The organism is Chryseobacterium sp. HMWF035 (genome assembly GCF_003094695.1).
In the GTDB taxonomy this organism is placed as follows: domain Bacteria; phylum Bacteroidota; class Bacteroidia; order Flavobacteriales; family Weeksellaceae; genus Chryseobacterium; species Chryseobacterium gambrini.
The window spans coordinates 1-19,504 of the sequence record NZ_QEHP01000030.1 but is presented as its reverse complement, the minus strand read 5'-3'; the positions used below and the strand labels follow the sequence as shown (position 1 = coordinate 19,504).

Genomic DNA, 19,504 nt, shown 5'->3' with positions numbered 1-19,504 from the left:
AATACGATTTTCTGCAATTTTTTACAATGATTTTGAACATACTTTAATTACAGTGTATTGAAAATCAAAACATTATTGCAATTCTAAGGAACAACTAAGTAGTTATTATACAATTTTACAACTCGTAATTTGAATTACAACTTACATCTTGCCTTTTTTCGAATATTTAAATTCTAAACAAATTCTCTTTTTATCTGAGAAAGTATGGTTGGATCTTGTATTTCGTTGTCTTTTGCAAGTAGTAAAACTTTCGACATTACTTCGGCAGACTTCGGATCATCATCGGCAAAAGGTAAAAATAATCTACCTCTGTGCTGTGAATGAATAGGAAGAATGGATAAATATTTCCCTGGAACCTGATGCACCACTGCACTTCCCAAATGCACACTGTACTCAGCCACCTGGCCTTTCACCAAAACATGAGAACCTTCTACTCTGATGTTGTCTAACTTAAATAACCTTGCCGTTTCTTTCATCAAAACTGCTCGCATTTCTATGGAAGAATGACTGGCTTCCGGATCAACGTCCCCCACATGAGCTACAGAAACCACCAAATCTACATCACGCATTACTTCGGAAAACAACCGTGGATTAACATCTTCGAACAGAATATTTTTATAATCTTTTAAAGAATAAAATTCTATAGTTTCCAATGTAGGACTTTCTACATCTGCAGGCGAAAACCAGTCTGCCATAGCATATAATTTTACCTGAAAACCTTCCTTATGATAAACCTTTTGCAAACCTTCTTCATAATCTACTTTCCAGCCTCTTGTTTTCAGCAAAGCTAAGGTTTTCTGTGGCTGAATCTGGTGACCTGCATAACGACGAGATACAGACTTTTCCTGCAATTCATCCGGAGTAGGAACATATAATTCTCTGAATATCTGTTTAAATGGCTGAATTAACTTTTCTTTAAAGCAATAATGCTGAAAATCACTCCAAACCGAATGCTGATGGAGATCTACACAGTGAGCAATTCTTAATGTTTGATTCTCTTCTAACTCTTGAATTTCACCCTGAGCAGATATTAAATTCCCATCAACGTAAAATCCTATTTTATTATCATTAGAAATAAACACCAGTTTTTCCAGATGTTTTACAATAACAGGATGTGAAAAAAGATTTTTAATTTCAGCAAAAAGAAACTCGTCACCTCTTATCATCGCTTCTTCCAGACCTTTTCTAGAGCGACTCCATTGTTCTCGCATAATTTTACGATAACTTCCCAATTCTAAAACGGCTTTATCTTTCTTAATTTTTGGAGGAATGGATTTCAATTGTTTATCATCCCTGAAAACTACCAATTCTGCTTTACCGTCATCTTCAATAATTAATCCCACCGTAACTCCATCAACTGTTACCTGAGTTTCTTTTGATAATAAACTTTGAATTTGTTTGGTTTCCATTGCCCAAGTCAATCTTATTGGATCTGGGTAACCTGCATTTCTGGCTAGATTTTCTAATGCTACACGAATTGCCAAAGCTTCACTCGTCTGTTTCATAGAACCAAACTCTTTACTTTCTTTTTTGAACTGCTGAATGTACTCATATCGACTCAACACATCTTTTTCCGGATTTGTTTTACTCAAAGGCACAAGTCCATATACACGAAGATAATCCTGATCGCGTTTATCTTTTACTTTTGCTGTTACTTCTTTTATCTTCAAATCTCCTGTCAATGTATCGGAATACAATCTTGCTCTGCGATGCCCATTTCCATCAGAAATATATTTAGCAGATTCGTACAACATTTCCCAACGTGCTTTGCCCAATTCTTTGAAGGCTTTGGTAAACCACTCTTTGTCTACCGCACCGTCTTGAAATTCCTGTACATCCACCGAAGAATACTTTGCCACTTCACTTTCCAGTTCGGAATTTTGTGCCTGATAAGAACCTGTTTTCGTATGTGCGTGCATCCACCAGATCGCAGAGTCCAAACCTTTCCAACCTAAATAACTGCTAATAAATTTTTGCCATTGAGGTGCATAAACCGCTGCCTGAATCAACCGAAGTTCTGCAATTTTCTCTTTCTTCATCATTGCATTAAATGATTCTTGTGTATCACTTTCCAAAGGATGGCAATTTGATAAAAGGTAAGAAAATAGCTTCTGCTTCGTCATACTTTCGTTTCCATAACTGTAAATATAGTTTGCATACAATGTCGCTTTGCCTAAACCTTTCAGGATTTCCAGAAAACGGTTGGATCCATATATCGTTTGAAACTGTTGTACAAAATGAGAAACTGCCGTACTTGCATCTCCACGAATAAGTTCTACATCAAGGAGTTTATTCTGAATTTCTTCAATAATCGGTTTCAGAAAAGGAAATTTTTCTAAATATTTCTCGCTGTGATTATAAAACTTGGTCGTTGTAATATCTCGTATTGCAGATTCCGCAGTAAAAATGCCTTCATATAATTCATCTTTAGTGATGATATTTAGTTCAAATGCTTTGCAGAATAAGTAAAAACCTGGAACAGTATATTGTATGTTTTCTTCTAATCCGTTGTACTGCATCCATCGGTGCAAATTCCATATTTTTGCGAATTGCTCATCGCTCGCTTTTTTTACTGGAATTGACTCTAAAAAAAGTTTGAAAAAGCCGGATTGCTGCCATCCGTCTCCATAGTTTCCGTAATAATATTCATTTTTCTTTGCTTTATATCCTAAAATATCTTTTGGGAGATGGGCAAATAAAGTACTGCAAGCATCTATTAAAAAATCTATTTTTTCTTCAAACGAAAATTTATACTGTAATGATTCTAAAATTCTTTTTATAGGATTGTCCCAATAATAGCCTTCTTTCAGAGGATTAGGGATGACATCTTTATGGTAGAAAACATAGTTATCTAAAAAATCTCTGAATTTTTTGCGATCACAGCTTTCTGCAAACGTCAATAAAAATAAATCTCTCGGTTCTAGCCCAGAATCTTTGTACCATTGCTCCCAAGCCTCATATAACGGATAGTTTTCGAAAATTTGTTCTTGAGTAAAACCTTCTGTTTTATTTTTTATTGGTCTAAAACTGTTTCCCATTAACAATCTCGTCATAGAACCGTTCCAGTCTTCTGCATCATATTCATGATCTTTATGTTTTAGGAATAAATCGCTGAGCTTTTTTAATTCAGCTTTTATGTGGCTCATCGGTTTTGTGAAGCCGTACTTGTCTTTTTCAGTTGCTTTAGCATAAATCGACTTTGCATCAACTGTGGGTAATTCAAACTTAGATTTTACAGAAACATCATAAAATCCGTAGCCATTTTGAGCAGAAAGTGTTTCTTTATCAGCAGCAGGATTGAGCTGACTAAGCAAACTCTGCTCTCTTTCTGATATTTTTGTTCTTTCGGAATATTTCTGAACCCAATGATCAATCTGAGCAGAGATTCTTTTTTCTTTTTGAAGCTGAAGCATTATATCAAGCGAAGCAGCACGTTGTTCTACATCTCCTTTTGTAAGCAAATCTTCCACCAAAGGTGTGAGCAAGGCATCTTCTTGCTTCATAACCAATTCTATTAATTTCTTGCGAAGCGTTCCTCCTTTTCGTTTAAACAGATCAAAGAAAACCATTGTTTCTTCTTTATTCAAGGACTCTTGCTGCAACACATTAATTCCGGATGCAACCAGAGATTCTCCTCTGTCTTTAAGAATTTTAAAAGCAAATTCTTTCTGAAAAGGCGTTACTTTTTTATTTTTCTTTTCAAAATTGTACGAGTAAGAATAACAATAAAAATCTCCCAGAATATTTCTTGTCAGTTGCTCACGAAGCGAAAGGTCAAAATCATTAAAATAAGAAAGTACCAAGTCTAATTTCGCACTATCCTCACCTACAAGATAAAACATTGATGCGTACAAATCACTTTTTTTAAAAGTTGCATTGAGCCAGGAAAATATTTTACCTTCAAATTTCTTTTCTTTGTTTTCTATTTTTAGAGTTAGTTCGTGAAGTTTTTCAAAGAAGTCCGGATAATCCGTATTGTTTACATAAAATTTAGAATCTGCATTGGCACTCAATAAAGCTGATAAGTGCAGACCTGTAAATGCCATTAACTGGATATCCCCATCTATCACCGCTTTATAATACAAAGGCATCTGAATGTATGGATCTCCGGTTTCTGATGCGAACTTTATTGCCAAACACTTTTTCTCTACACTACCCTTATCTAATAATTCATGCAAATAAGGAACAGTTTTTTCTACATCCGAAACACCTTGTACCCAAAGTGCCATATACACTTCGTTATTATTTTTACTTTTTACAGCCGCAGGAATTTGCTCAGGATTTTTAAAATATTGATCTGCCAGTGAAACAATATTTTTCACCACAGATTCTTTTTCAGATTCCCAGTTTAAGCCCGTCCAAGTGTCGATAGCACGTACAACTGATGAGAATCTTGTGAGTTTATGTTCTAAAATTACATGAGTCATGTATTGAAGAGCTCCAACACTTGTTTCATCCAAAGCATCTAAAACTGTTTGCCTCAAGCCTTCTTGCCTTTGAGCAGCAAGCAAAAGTTTTTCTACCAACTCCCAACAGTGTTTCTGATCACTATTGAGCAATGCTTTTATGATATTTCTGGAAACCTTGCCTTTAGAATGTTTATTAAAGATAATATCTTCAATGAGTTGATATATTTCAATATTACCGGTATCTATGGCAGCAGACCAAATGTAGAATTGGTAAGGATTATTAGACAAGTCGTTATCATAGATGATTTGTTCTTCTAAGCTAAGGCTATAAAAGCTATACCCATTGCTGTAAGAATAAATGCTTGGAAGTTGCAACAGGTTTCTGATGAGATTAACTTGATTAAGAAATACAAACCTTTCATTATTTGGTGCTCTGAAGGAACGACGATAATAACCTGTTTGGTACATTTTAAAGGGCATTTTATTCCAAGCGTGCTTTACAAGTTCAGCTTTATCATCAAAAAAATACACCAATAGCTTATAATAATCAGAATCTTCCCAAATATTTGGTTTTATACATTCTTTAATTTTTTCAGATTTCTGAGAACCTAAAGTAAGCTCTTCACGATAATCTTCTTTACCTAAAAGCAGCAAACCTAATTCTGCAACTTCCTTTTTTAGTTTTGGTTTAGAAAAAATTTGAGATAAAATTCCTTTTTCTGTTTGCTCTTTTAAATCTTTTCTTAAGTTTTTGTAATAATCTACAATTTTTTTCGATTTTAATTTTTCTGTGATTTCCATTGAATTTGTGAGTTTATTTTCGCGAACTACCAATAGCTTCCTGCCAAGAAAGTAAGCCTGATGAATGTAAAAGTATGATGTAAACTTAAATTTATTGTATGTGAAAGATTTTCTATCTGCTCATGATTATAGAAAACCGCAAACATACCATCCTCAAATGCTAAAATAACATTTTCCTGGGCTTTTTGTAAATCTGCTTTTTTTTGATTATAAATGCTTCCGAAACCAACTTTTCCTGTGTCTGTAAGAATATTAAGATAGTTGTCAGAAGGGATTTTTGTGTAGTCTTCGTCTTCCAGCTCAAATGATTTAGCGTTGAAAGATTCTACTTGTTGTTGTACAATAAGTTGTAATAAATTTTCTAACGAAATATCGGCATCATTATAACTAATATCAAGTTTTTGCTCTGCTAAAATAGGGTGCTTTTTGCCTAATTGCTTTACAGTAACCTTTATTTCCATACGTGAATGTTCATGCGAATAAATATAATGCTTTTTTTGAAATTTATTACGTTTCATGAAAGCCTGATTCACCAGCCATTTGTTGTACCCATGTTGTACCCGGAATCCCCATTAATTCTACATTTTTTCTTGCAAAAATGACTTTTGTTGTGTAACTTAGCTCTGTAATAAAGCGGTGGAATCCTGCGTATTTTGTTCAAAATACCAACCACAATCTTTATAGGGTTTTATACCTTTTAACTATTTTTTAAAATTTCTAATCACTTAAATATTTTTATTTATGTCGACTATTAGTGCAATATTACGAAAGAAAGCCAACAAACAAGGACAATATCCCATTTATCTTCGAATCACAAAAGACAGAAAGTCTACTTTCATCAATCTCGAACAATACATCAATAAATCGGATTGGGATGAAAAAACGAAACGGGTCAAGAAAAGCCATCCCAATTCTGTCAGGCTCAACAATCTCATCAACAAGAAAATTTCTGAAGCCGGAGCAAAGATTATCGACATGGATGTCGGAGTACATAAACAGGACGTAAAATCCATAAGAAAGAAGTTGATTAATACTGACAATGATTTCTTTACCGTCGCTGATAATTATCTCAACAATTTGGAACGATTGGAAAAATATACCCAACTGAATTCCGATAAACCGAGAGTCAAAAGTTTCAAATCTTTTCTCAACTGTGAGAAGTTTCCTTTAGAACAAATCACTGTTCCACTTCTCAAGTCTTTTCAAACATATCTTATTGAAAAGAAACTCTCCCAAAGAACCATTACCAATTATTTAATCATTATACGAACCATTTATAATTCTGCTATCAGAGACGGAATTGTTGATGTTAGGCACTATCCTTTCGGAAGAAATAAAATGCAGATAAAATTTCCCGAAACTCAAAAAGTGGGCTTAACTGAAGAGGAAGTTAAAAAAATAGAAAACCTTGAGCTTGAAGTTGGAGGTCAGGAATGGCACGCCCGAAATGTTTGGCTGTTCAGTTTTTACTTTGCAGGGATTCGTATTGCCGATGTCCTGAAAACAAAATGGTCCGAAATTCAGGATGGACGTTTACAATACCGAATGAATAAAAATCAAAAATTGGTATCGCTTAAGATTCCTGACAAGATTTTGGTTATACTTTCATATTATAAAAAAGATAAAACGGCAAATGACGATTATATTTTCCCTGAATTGAAAGGTATTAATAAGGAAAACAAAAGAGCAATCGTAAACACGACAAGCAATGCAGATAAAAATCTTAACAAGTATTTAAAGCGAATTGCAAAACTGGCAGAAATTGATAAAAAAATTACGATGCATATTTCCCGACATACTTTCGGGAATATTTCCGGAGATAAAATTTCTATTCAGATGCTTCAAAAACTCTATCGCCACTCCTCTATTACGACCACAGTAAATTATCAATCCAATTTTATTCACAAAGATGTGGATGATGCGCTGGATTCTGTGATTGGGTTTTAAGGACGGATTTTTGTTTAATAGATATAAAAAATAACCCATGGCAAAATCCATAGGTTATTTAATTTGGATTGTATTCTATCTTTCTATTTGTTTGATCCTGATGCCAAATTATATGTTAACCCAAATCCAAAATAGTTGCCTAGTTTCCATATTTTTTCTGAAAGGCTTTCATTCGCGATTCCTGTAGCATCAAACTCAACCCCATTATACTGTTTCTTTATTGTACTTATTTTGGCAACTGATAATCCCCATGAAAAACTAAACTTTAAGTTTTTTGAAGCAATACTGACTCCTGGACCTACAGCCCCAAAAGGAGTAATATCCTCATCGAACGGAACAAAAAAGCCTACATTTACAGTTGGTCTTATTAAATACCCTGTTCTAAAATACACTTCACCATTCAAACCCAGACCAACTGATTTCTGATTTTCAGAATCAATATAAGCCCGTACTTTACCATTAGTCTCAGATGGTGCGGTATAAACACTGTTATTCTTTAGATTAGTAATATAAAACATCCCTCCTAAATTAAAACCAATTCCTCCTGTTGATTTAAAAACACCAACTTTTGTATCGCTCGATGAAGTTTCGTTTTTATTTTTAAGTTTTAAATTAATCGTTACTTCATCATTTTCAGGAACTGTTATGGAAATAGGCGTAATTGATAGATATTCGGGATACCAATTAATTATTTCATTCAGCGTTTGAATATCAGCAGCAGAAAAATCTTTAAACTTCTTCTCATAGAAATCCAACAATTCTTTTTTATATTTCTCTATTACATACAGATCATTAAGATTCAAAAATTTGTACTCAGGCTCTTCTTTCAATATCTTTAAAACATTAATCAAGGAATTTTTTAACGAAGCCTGTATTAAAGAGGTAGACTCTAATCCCCCGTCTTCAGCAGGCTCAGTAGTCTTTCCTCCTCCCGTTATTATAGGTTTCACCTGGCCAAACATATCACTAAAGCTTTTAGTGTAATTGTAATCAGCTCCTGGAATTTCTATAGATATCCGCTCTAAATCGTGAAAGTTATAATTTTTAACAAAAATAGTCAAGCTTCCGTTTACTGGTAGAGCTTTCGCTTTTTTAAAATTATCATTAAAATTATCTGTTTGTCCAAATGCTTCGAGATCTTTGACTTTATACAAACTGTTATTTATTTTCTTATTATGGTTGGCCGAAGCATCAATAATTAAATATCTGTTACTTGAAGAATTTGTTATTTGTTCATCGTCTATTTTTTTGGTTGGAAACTTAGGAAATGGAATCTGACCAGCAACTTCATAATCGGGGCTTCCTGAAGCTCTTGTTTCTGGTGTGCTGTCATTACATTTTGCGATAATTTTCACGAATATGTTTAATTTTTCACATAAAAACAACGATTGCCCATCTTTTTCCTCCTGTCCTACAACCCAAAAGATTATTCCATCTTTTGTTTTTTTTACGTTAATTAATTTTTCAAATACTTGAATTTTTTCATCCAATACCTTATAATCTGTCAGTTTTATTTCCTTATTTTTTGAGGAATCATTATTATGAACCAAAAGTATTTTTGATGCATCCTTAACCTCTGTATTAATCTGCAATTGATTATTCATCAATTTAACTTCAATCTGTGATTTAATCATATTAATCGAAAATACAATCAACAAAAGTGTAATAAAATTTTTCATGGTATGGGATTTAGTAATTAATATTCAATAAACATATAAGCGTAATTATCACTTTTAGCAACCAAAATACCCGTGCATATTTGCTCATTATTATCGGGTGTTTTGATCTTATAGTAAATCGTCGATCCACTATCTCCCGAATTTATATTTTGAATTCCTGGAGATGAGGTACCAATCTTGAACAAATACAATTCTTTTTTTTGTCTAAAACCGCTATATTCTACTTTACATGATGTGAGATTTCTGTAAGAATGGAAGTTGACATACTTGGTAGTTGCCCCAAACATTCTCATGGTGTACAGATCTATGTCAACTAATCTTTCCATATCGACTTGGTTTAGAAATAAATCAAACAATTCTTTATTTACGGTACAAAGACAATAGTCTATACCATAACCTTCATGATTTCCAAATTTATAATCAACAATGTTTCCGGTATGTGTGCTATTGTTGCCTATGACAAATCGAACTGTTCTGTATTTTAAATCATATTTCTGGTTATCTTCAAACCGTGAAAACTCAGATGCATCAGCAAAAACATGAAGATTGCTTTTGGCATAATATTTACCACCTTTTTGATATACCGTAAATGATCCTTTTGAAGCTAAAAAAGAGTTCTTCTGATTATCATTAAAAGCATAGCAAACAGGAGGATTTTCCATTGAAGAAATAGCAATCAAATTTGAGGTCTGTATAATAACCAAATAATCCTTTAAATAAAAAACATTAAAATTTAGTGTTATACTTCCACTATACTTCAAGCGTTCTAATTTTTCTTGGACTTCCGGATTAATAAACTCTACTTCAATAATTTTTTTATAAAGCTTAGTGTTTTCATCAAGTATGGTATTTAATCCGTGTGATACTACTCCTTGGAGATCTGAAATCTGGCTTTTATATAGCTCGTACAGCCGTTCAGCAATTTCATATTGTGAAGTTTCAACTAATAATATAAGTTTATCAGCACTATCATAATCCTTATAAGTTTTAGGGTCGGAAAGAACCCGCTGTGTATTTTTAAATTTGAAAAGAATATCCAGTAAATCATGCCAGAATTTGGAGCCAAGACTAAGGAATATACCTGTAATAATAAAACCTAAACTATTTTTAATTACTGCAATGAAATTTACATCTCTTAAATATTCTGAATTCAAATTCTTATCTTTAAAAATCAGAAGTATGATAATGGTAAAACAAATCCAGGCAATAAATGGTCTTTTATATTTTCTTTTTTGGAAATCATCTTTAAATTCTTGTAACCGACTAAATAAAATCAGGCTTATAGACCACAAAAAGAAAAACATGTAAACTGCTCCAATAATTAGATTGCCAGTAAATCCGTTTATTAATATGCCCTTTACTGAAAGACCACTGTTTTCTTTTAGTGAACCAATCTCTTTAACTATTTCAAAAAAATTGGCATCGGCGAGGGTAGCAATTACAATTCCTATTAGAACATTGATAATCATTACCCTGTACTCACGCTCCTTCTCAGCCATTTCAGTTGGCTGTTTATAGGCTAGTATTTCAAGCCTTACTTTTAGAAAATAATGCCAATTTCCATCCTCTCTATAAATGAAAGGAATATATAGCTCTTTTCCTTGAAAATATAATTTTATAAAATTTGCCAGCCGTTCAGAAACTAAACTCAACATCATCATTATAATGGCAAACGATATGAAAAACTGTGTTGAATTCATAAAATTTACGATTTAGTCATTAAAGAAATTAAGAAAAATCCCTAACTACAAAAACTTTAGAAGTTTCTTTGGTGATTACTGGATGGTATGTTTGTTAATGAGTTCATGATTTTAGTGTTTAATGGTTTTATTAGAATTTAATTTTTAATTCCATTTGACTGGATTAATTATTTATAATAAATCTACAATTAAAAAATGAAATAAGACAAATAAAACGCATATCATTTATGAACATAATGAAAATTACGTCTATTTATTAAAAAATAACCAATTCTTTCACATTTCAAAATTAATATTAGACAGTATAAAAATCAATTACCCGTTTGGGTAATTTTATAATTCATAATACAGGAAATAAGACAAAATTCTAGATTACATATAAAATCAATTTTCTTTGAAAGAAAAAAAATTACTGTCGACTTAGTGTTAATCCACTTGATAATTTAAATATGCTTTTGAAATCCAAAAAGTATTATCCCCAAAAATAAATTTTCAAAATCGCACTTAGGATAACTAGACTTTTGCTGAAACAAATAGTCTTTCTGTTCAATCTTTTGAGATGTGTTCTTAAAGTTAAATTTTTACGTTCGATGTGATTAATTCCTCTAAATTTTGTAGAATGGATTTCGAGTCTTATGAGAAACTTATAATTCTTGAGATTATCGGTTATGATTTTTTCCGCTTCTGAAAGCTCCAAACTTGTTATTACTTTCTTGAGAGTTTTATTGGTTCTTCTCCCAATACTAAAACTGACCACATTTTTAGTTTGCTTTTCTAATGCATAGACAATCCAAATGAGCTTGTCTTTTCTTTTAACATAAGTTCTCATTTCATCTACCTGATAAGTTTTTCCTTTTGGAATAGAAGGTTGGACAATATTTTTGGCAATAGTGATAATTCTAGCCAATAAAGTGGTTGGAGATATTTTCAACAATCTTGCGGTGCTTCTTATACCAGTTCCTTCCTTAGTTAATGCGACAATATCATTGTCAATACCAAATCGATATGCTTGATAACTGTAAAAATCCAGAAACCTTTTGTTACAATTTTTACAGAAGTATTGTTGCTTTTTGGTTTTTGTAGTTCCGTTTTTAACAATTTTTGAAGAGTAACAATTCGGACATTTTTTTGTGTCACTAACTCTGGAACACCTGTTATGGTTCTCAATCATTTGCGATTTGTATTTTCTACAAAAATAAACGAGAGCAAGGTTACCTTACTCTCGTTTTTATAAATTAAAATTCAATTAGCATTAACAATCAAATGATTACATTTTCAAAATCGAATATCACTAAATTTGGAACACTACCCAGTGTTTTTTTTAACACTTATATTTAAACGTCTAAGGGCATAGAGAATACAGTTGGGACTGACTCCAAAGAAAGCAGCTCTTTCATACTGGTAAGCATCGGGAAATTCTTCTACATGTTTCTTTAAAGCTTCCATATCGATCTTCGTAGCGGGTTTATTTCTTTTCCCAACAGGAATAAGGTTTTGTTTCCAGCGGGAAAAGGTTCGGGTACTTATTCCAAAACGTTTACAAACAGCCTGATCAGTAAGTTTTTCCTGTTCTTTTATTTTAAAATACTTGTTTACGAAAATCTAAACTATAACTCATATAGCTAAGATAAGACTTTTTATAATGAGTCTGCTATATTTGTTCAATTCTAAAATATTAATTTTAGATATTAAGCACCTCATGTTTTTCTCCGAATTCACGTTAAAATATTGCCAATAAGCATTCTCAATCCATCTTTCTACAACTGTCTCATCGCTTTCTTTAAACATCTCCTTGAGCAAAAACATTCCTGCTATTTTACGGATAGCAATAGAAGGTCTTCCGTTTTCTGAAAATAATTTCTCAAACTCTGACTCCATTTTATCCCAGGAAATCTCACCTGCCAATTTTACCAACGGATGCTCCATATTAATGAGTTCCGTAAGCCTGGTTTTGAATAAATTCTGCTGTAAATCGGGTTTTATTTTCCCTAACATTTTGCCGCTTTTTATACCCTAAAAATACGATTTCTTGCATTTTTTTACAAAAATTTTCCAGGAATTCAAAAATCATAAAATTGAAAATCAAAATATTATAGAGATTTCAAGGAATAACTATCTAAATTTCTTAAAATCTGCGAAAAGAGTATAGGGGAAAGATTCTTTGAGAAATCAAAAAACCTTTGGAGAAGACTCGTTTTTCAGTATGGAAGTATTAGATATACATACATCAATATGCGTATATTTTATATATTGTTTATAAAAAAGACGTCATATCTTTGGACTTCAGTAAAAAAATTAAAATTAGTGTTATGAAAAAGCTTTTTTTTTTTTCTTGTTTTATAATTTAAATGCTCAGTATAAATTCAATTTATCTGAATGTATAGATTATGCAATGAAAAACAACCCAACAAACAAGGTTCAAGACAATCAAATTGCTATTGCAAAAGAAAAAGGAAATCAAGCATTGGCTGCATATTTGCCTCAAATCAACGGTACGGTTAATGCGATAAACAATCTGAAGCTCCAAACAACAACTTTGCCTCCTAGCGTTTTTGGCTCTACCGAAAAAGAGGTACAATTAGGTTCAAAGTATAATACAACAGGTTTTATTGATGTGACCCAACCCATTTTTGATTTTTCTAAACTATTGGGCATCAAAGCCAACAAGCCCTATACAGAGCTTTCACAATTGCAAAAAGAACAAAACACCGAAGATATTGCATACACCGTTGGAACAAATTATTTTCAGGTTTTGATTTACAGAGAACAACAAAATAGCCTAAAAAACAACCTCACAAAATACCAACAAATGTTGCCTGTATTAGAAAATCAAGTTAAGAATGGTGTTATTATTCAAAATGATTTAGAGCGAGTTAAAGTAAGCTTATCTTCAATAGAATACCAAATTAAAGATGCCGCATTGAAAGAAATTTTGGCATTGAACAATCTCAAAAATGCAATTGGTATTTCGCTAGAAGCCGATTTGCAACTCAAAGAAAACAAAGATTATAAATCTTATTCAAAATTGACAGAGAAAAACAACGGATTTGAAGTTTCTAATTTGCTTTCTGTTAAAATAGGAGAAAAACAAGTTCTTTTGGAAGAGTGCAGCGTGCGAATGAAAAAAATTGCTTTTTTACCCACTGTTACAGCCATCGGAAGATTTGGCTATCAATCGTTGAGCCAAACCATTGGCGATGCTTTTTCAAACTTTAGTTCCTATTCATATATAGGTCTTTCGGTAAACATGCCTATCTTTTCTGGCTTGAGACGAATAAGTGCTTTGCGTGAAGAAAAATATACCTTAGACAATTACAAAAGAAACTTAGATATCAACAAAGATTTGCTGAAATTGAAGTATCAAAACGCACAAACAGCTTTGTTAAATTCGCAAGACGCTTTGAAAAACAACGAAAACAATATGAATTTAGCAAAATCTGTTTATGATGTTACCTATTATCAATACGAAAAAGGAGTGGCTAGTTTGACCGATTTCTTAAATGACGATACTACCTACAAAAACACACAAAGTAATTATTTGAATAGCTTGTTTAACCTGATGCTGAGTCTATTGAACTATCACAAATCAAAAGGAGATTTAATGAATTTTTTAACGAATATTAATTAAAAAATGAAAAAGAATACAATCATTATAGCTGTATTAATAATCATAATTACAGCAATTTTTGTAACCCTAGCCAGAAACAAATATAAAATAAACAAAAAAAATGAAGCCATTGATAGAACCAAAATTCCAGTATCGGTAACAACTCAGAAAGCTGTTTTGGGTGAATTGTTGTCGTCTAGCAATTATCCTGCAACCATCAAAGCACAAAACGAAGCCAATATATTTTCGCAAATCAGTGGAATAATTAGCCATTTGAATCTAGAACTAGGACAAGTAGTGAGCAAGGGTCAAGTTATTGGCGAAATTGACACACGCACCTTGGTAATTAACCTGCAAATTGCCGAAGCTGCTTATAAAACAGCTAAACTAAATAAAGCAAAATTACTAGACGATTACAAACGAGCGGAAGATTTGTTCAAGCATAAGGCTGGTACAGAAGCAAATATGATTAACGCAAAATTTTCCTCTGACAAAGCCAACATCGATTGCGAAAACGCACTACATCAAGTTAAGTTTAACAAACAGCAAATAGCAAATGCTAATATTATTTCGCCTTTAAGCGGTATCGTTAATGTTAAAAACAGCAAAGAAGGTGAATTTATTAGTCCAAGTATGACCATTGGTTCTATAACTAATATTTCGACTGTAAAAGCGACGGCTTTCGTAAATCAGAGCTTAGTTTATAGTTTATCAATTGGTCAAACTGTAAATGTAAACGCAAGTGCATTGGCTACAAATTTTTCAGGAAAAATACAGTACATCAGCCCAAAAGCCGATGCAAACCATAACTACCAAATAGATGTTTTGGTATCAAACAACGGAACAGTACGACTAAAACCAGGCACAGATGTAGAACTTCAATTTAATACCAAATCTTCAAACAGTATTTTAATACCAATATTGGCGTTGGTTGCAGACAGAAAAGAATCTTTTGTTTTTGTTATAGAAAACGGAATTTCCAAAGGTAGAACTGTTAAAATTGGTGGAAGCAACAACGAAAAAGTACAAGTTTTGTCAGGATTAGAAGAGAACGACGAGGTGGTTGTTAATGGTCAAATCAATCTTTTCGATGGCTGTAAAGTAAAAGTTCTAAACAAATAAAACCATGGGAATCACAGAGTTATCAATCAGAAAACCCCTACTAATTTCAACAGTATTCGTTGGTCTTTGTATGTTTGGGATAATAAGTTATTTGGGATTAAACTATAATTTATTACCTTCTTTTGCAGCAGGAACGCTCAATATTCAAACCATTTATGCAGGCGCTTCACCTGAGGATATTCAAACGGAAATAACAAAACCAATTGAAGAGGCTATTACATCGGTCGAAGGTATAGATATTGTTACCTCTGCATCCATGCAAAATGTATCTTCAATAACAATTAATTTAAAACCTGATGTTGATGATAAAAAAACGCAACAAGACATTGAACGAAAAATAAATCAAATCAAAGCCGATTTGCCTGCTGATGCTAACGCCCCAGTTGTAAACCGTTTTAGTTCCGATGACTTTCCAATTTTGAACTTTTCTGTTACTGCAAAAATTTCGGACAAAGAACTTTATGATTTGATAGACAATGACGTAAAGCCAAAGTTAAGCAACATAATGGGTGTTGGAAAAATGAATATTATTGGAGGTCAAGAAAAACAAGTCCAAGTTAGTTTAGACAATGCCAAGTTAGAATCTTATAAAATATCTCCAAAACAAGTTTATCAAATTATTTCTGCTAGTACAACTTCCTATCCCGCAGGTGACATTGTAAACGAAAAAGCTAATATGTCTATCACAATGTATTCTAATATGACATCATTAGAAGATATCAATAATTTGGTAATCAAAGACGACGGTTTCGGAAGCCGAGTTTTAGTCAAAGATGTTGCTACAATTGTCGATGCACAAGCAAAAATTAAAACGCTTAATAGAAACAATGGCAAAGCAGGTATTGGTATTCAGCTATACAAAACTAATGATGCGAACGCTGTAAAAGTAAGCGACGAAGTAAAAGAGAAATTAATTGAATTAAAAAAAGAATATGCTTCAAAAGGTTTTGATTATGAAATAGCAACCGACCAATCTGTATATACCCTTGCTTCTGCCGATGCAGTTATGGAAGATTTGGTAATGGCTATACTAATTGTAGGTTTCGTAATGTTGATGTTTTTACATAGTTTGCGTTCGGCAATGTTTGTCTTAGTAGCCATACCTTCGGCAATGATTCCTTCATTTATCGTAATGAGTGCCATGGATTTTTCACTAAATTTAATGACCTTAATGGCATTATCTCTTGTGGTTGGCATTTTAGTTGACGACAGTATTGTGGTTCTCGAAAATATTTTTACCCATCTCGAAATGGGCAAACCAAAAGTGCAGGCAGCATTAGATGGCAGAAGTTCTATAGGTTTTACTGCCTTAGCTATCACAATGGTAGATATAGTAGTGTTTTTGCCCATGGCATTTACGGGCGGTTTAATAGGAAATATCCTCAAAGAGTTTGCCATAGTTGTTGTCGTCTCCACTTTGATGAGTTTGTTCGTCTCCTTTACGCTTACGCCGCTTTTGGCTTCAAGATTTATCGAATTGACCCACATGAGCGAAGACACACTTTGGGGAAGAATAAATATCAATTTTGAAAATTTTCTAACAGCCATTCGTGATTTTTACACCAATATATTACGTTGGGTTTTGTTTCACAAAAGATATTTGTTTTTATTAATTATTGCACTTTTAGTGGGGGCTATTTATTTAGTTCCTGCTGGTTTTATTGGAGCTTCGTTTACAGGAACTAGTGATAGAGGTGAAATTTCTATTCAATTGGAAACCTCTCCAGATATGTCTTTGTACCAAACCAATTTAATTACAAAACAAGCAGAGGCAATTATTTTAAAATATCCAGAAGTTGCCAATGCTTATACAATGGTTGGTTCGCAATCTGGTGGTGTTGGTGGTTTGTCAAATAATAATTTAGCAGAAATTAGTGTTTCGTTAATTGATAAAAACGAACGAAGCATCAATACAGATGACTTTGGGGTAATGGCACGGAACGAAATAGAGAAAATACCCGGCGTGCAAGTTACTTCAATTCCACAAGGGATAACAGGTTCTACCAACTCGCCAATACAAATTGTTGTAAAAAGTAATGATGTTAGTCAATTGCATGAAGTAGCTCAAAAAGTAAAAGATATTGTAGTAAAAATCCCAGGTACCGATTATGTACATTACAGCACAAAAGGTGTAAGAAAACAAATTAAAGTAACTCCTGATAGATCAAAAATAGCCCAATATGGTTTATCGTTACATGAGGTTTCTCAATCTTTACAATTGGCATTTTCTGGAAATAGCAAAACCAATTTTACAGCTTCGGAAGATGATATTTATGAAATCAACACAGTAATGTCTGGGACAGAAAAACAAAACATTAACGACATCAAAAACCTGACTTTAAGCAACAACAAAGGTGATTTAATCCATCTTTCGCAAGTAGCTAAAGTTGAAGAAAGTATTACACAAACTATTCTACAACGAACAAACAGATTAAATTCTGTAACCATAACATCGTCGGCAGTAGGAAGACCTTCAGGAACGATAGTAAAAGAAATCCAAGAAAAACTTAAAACAGCTAATCTCCCAAAAAGCATAACTATTGATTATTTGGGAGACGCAAAGAATCAAAGCGATGCATTCAGCAGTTTGGGTATGGCTTTATTATTAGCACTTATCTTAGTTTATATGGTAATGGTTTCGCTATACGAAAGTTTGGTATATCCATTTGTGATATTATTTTCAATTCCTGTTTCGTTAATTGGTGCTTTATTAGCCATTGCATTAACTATGAACCAATTAACTATTTTTACCATAATTGGAATAATAATGCTCCTCGGTTTAGTAACCAAAAACGGTATCTTGATAGTAGATTTTGCCAACGAACAAAAAGCACAGGGTAAAGGCGTAATCGATGCCTTGATAGAAGCTGGTAAAGAAAGAATCAGACCTATCATTATGACCACTTTTGCTATGATACTCGGAATGATACCACTAGCCGTATCAACAAGCCCTGGATCAGAATTCAAAAATGGAATGGCGTGGGTATTAATCGGCGGACTTACAAGTTCTTTCTTGCTCACTCTCTTTATCGTACCAAGCGTTTACCTTGTAGTTGATAAAATAATGAATCGTAAGAAGAAAGAGATTGTTGTTTTACAATCAGATCTAAAATAATTAAAATATAATCAAATGAAAAAATAATTTTTATGACATTATGTCTAGTATCAATTATATGTTATAGTCAAAAAGCAAAAGATGATTTTACGGTTTGGCTGGCTCAAAAATAATTTTAGAAGATTTACATTTTAGACATGATGTTTGGAAAGGTACATTTTACAGACCTTTTAAAAATCAAAAGTTTGAATGTACTGCAATCTTAGCAGAAGACAAAATGAAAATTACACTTAAAAAAAATTCAGTATCTGAAAATGTGACTTGGACAAAATAAGTTTTATTTGATAAAACACATGTAGGTATGAATAAGATAAAAGAATTAAAAAGAATTAACAATTTTAAATAAAAAAATGAAAAAGCTTATTTTTATTAAATTATTTAGTCTGCTATCAATAGCTTATTATGGTCAAAAAGCAACAGATAATTTCGCAGGAAAATGGAGAACAGACAAAGGAGTGACTATTGATGTAGTTAAAAAAGGTAATAGTTTTATAGGAACAACAGCCACAAAACTTGTTTTAGATAACTTACATTTTGAAAATGGTACATGGAAGGGCTACTTAATCAAACCAGAAGACAAAAAACAGTACACATGCACAGCTATTTTAGAAGGTAATAACATAAAATTAACCGTAAAAAAAGGGGTTGTTTCTAAAGTAATTGTTTGGACAAAATAATACTTTCCTCAAAATATGAAACAATTACGGAGATTTAAAAAATACTATAATGACAAAAATCATTTTACTTTCATTATTTATTTTGGGCATTCAAATATGTAATGCGGGAGTGTGGTAATGTTTCAAATTTAGTAATATTCAATTTTGAAAATTTAATTGATTGATTTTCAGAGCCAATTGAAATTTAATTTATAAAAACGAATCCGTCTCACAACTGAGGCGGATTTTTCTTGGTTATTATTTTAAATTTTTGTATATTTATAGCTAACTCAATATATTAAGTCAAGTGATAAATTTTTGAAAAAGTTCATACGGATCACACCTTATCTTTCTTCTCATGCTTTTAGCCTGTGCCCACTTCTTTTCAATAGGATTTAAATCGGGGCTGTAAGGAGGCAGAAACAGAATAGAATGTCCACTTTTTTCTATGGCAGCAATACTATCGGA

Annotated in this window: 14 protein-coding genes; 6 read left to right on the top strand and 8 right to left on the bottom strand. The window is 32.5% G+C overall.

Going from position 1 to position 19,504, the window contains the following annotated elements:
* Positions 1-173: 173 nt before the first annotated feature.
* Both DD829_RS05565 and DD829_RS05560 read right to left on the bottom strand, forming a co-directional pair.
* Positions 174-5,210 carry a DUF4132 domain-containing protein gene (locus DD829_RS05565; protein ID WP_116547595.1) on the bottom strand — a complete coding sequence of 1,679 codons (5,037 nt, stop codon included), beginning with the start codon at positions 5,208-5,210 and terminating at the stop codon, positions 174-176.
* 26 nt (positions 5,211-5,236) lie between these two features.
* Positions 5,237-5,671, bottom strand: a complete 435-nt coding sequence (locus tag DD829_RS05560; protein WP_116547594.1) for a hypothetical protein — start codon at positions 5,669-5,671, stop codon at positions 5,237-5,239.
* A gap of 280 nt (positions 5,672-5,951) precedes the next feature.
* Here DD829_RS05560 and DD829_RS05555 point away from each other — a divergent pair, with 280 nt between their 5' ends.
* On the top strand, positions 5,952-7,157 hold the full coding sequence (locus DD829_RS05555; protein ID WP_108411333.1) for a site-specific integrase: 1,206 nt from the start codon (positions 5,952-5,954) through the stop codon (positions 7,155-7,157).
* Positions 7,158-7,240: 83 nt separating this feature from the next.
* Here DD829_RS05555 and DD829_RS05550 read toward each other — a convergent pair whose 3' ends face one another.
* From DD829_RS05550 to DD829_RS05530, 5 genes are all read right to left on the bottom strand, one after another.
* A complete protein-coding gene (locus DD829_RS05550; RefSeq protein WP_108409588.1) occupies positions 7,241-8,836 on the bottom strand; it encodes a hypothetical protein in 1,596 nt (531 codons plus the stop codon).
* A 17-nt stretch (positions 8,837-8,853) separates the two neighbouring features.
* Complete coding sequence (locus DD829_RS05545; protein WP_123906816.1) at positions 8,854-10,536, bottom strand: hypothetical protein; 1,683 nt, start codon at positions 10,534-10,536, stop codon at positions 8,854-8,856.
* 472 nt (positions 10,537-11,008) lie between these two features.
* Positions 11,009-11,707, bottom strand: a complete 699-nt coding sequence (locus tag DD829_RS05540; RefSeq protein WP_108409035.1) for an IS1 family transposase — start codon at positions 11,705-11,707, stop codon at positions 11,009-11,011.
* Between the two features lie 134 nt (positions 11,708-11,841).
* Entirely contained in the window at positions 11,842-12,114 is a 273-nt protein-coding gene (locus DD829_RS24450) for an IS630 transposase-related protein (RefSeq protein WP_410493806.1), read from the bottom strand.
* Positions 12,115-12,150: 36 nt separating this feature from the next.
* Complete coding sequence (locus DD829_RS05530; RefSeq protein ID WP_116547592.1) at positions 12,151-12,531, bottom strand: transposase; 381 nt, start codon at positions 12,529-12,531, stop codon at positions 12,151-12,153.
* Positions 12,532-12,868: 337 nt separating this feature from the next.
* Here DD829_RS05530 and DD829_RS05525 point away from each other — a divergent pair, with 337 nt between their 5' ends.
* The 5 genes from DD829_RS05525 (at position 12,869) to DD829_RS05505 (ending at position 19,057) form a co-directional block, all read left to right on the top strand.
* Positions 12,869-14,164 carry a TolC family protein gene (locus tag DD829_RS05525; RefSeq protein WP_108409218.1) on the top strand — a complete coding sequence of 432 codons (1,296 nt, stop codon included), beginning with the start codon at positions 12,869-12,871 and terminating at the stop codon, positions 14,162-14,164.
* Between the two features lie 3 nt (positions 14,165-14,167).
* On the top strand, positions 14,168-15,265 hold the full coding sequence (locus DD829_RS05520) for an efflux RND transporter periplasmic adaptor subunit (protein ID WP_108409219.1): 1,098 nt from the start codon (positions 14,168-14,170) through the stop codon (positions 15,263-15,265).
* Between the two features lie 4 nt (positions 15,266-15,269).
* Positions 15,270-18,380, top strand: a complete 3,111-nt coding sequence (locus DD829_RS05515; RefSeq protein ID WP_108409220.1) for an efflux RND transporter permease subunit — start codon at positions 15,270-15,272, stop codon at positions 18,378-18,380.
* A gap of 94 nt (positions 18,381-18,474) precedes the next feature.
* The gene (locus DD829_RS23985; RefSeq protein ID WP_108409221.1) at positions 18,475-18,654 is read left to right on the top strand and encodes a hypothetical protein; all 180 of its coding nucleotides are present in this window, start codon (positions 18,475-18,477) and stop codon (positions 18,652-18,654) included.
* A gap of 76 nt (positions 18,655-18,730) precedes the next feature.
* Positions 18,731-19,057, top strand: coding sequence for a DUF2147 domain-containing protein (locus tag DD829_RS05505; RefSeq protein WP_116547591.1), 327 nt, complete (start codon positions 18,731-18,733; stop codon positions 19,055-19,057).
* A 282-nt stretch (positions 19,058-19,339) separates the two neighbouring features.
* Here the strand turns inward: DD829_RS05505 and DD829_RS24080 are convergent.
* The coding region (locus DD829_RS24080) for a transposase (RefSeq protein WP_185140304.1) at positions 19,340-19,504 on the bottom strand (165 nt) is incomplete at its 5' end.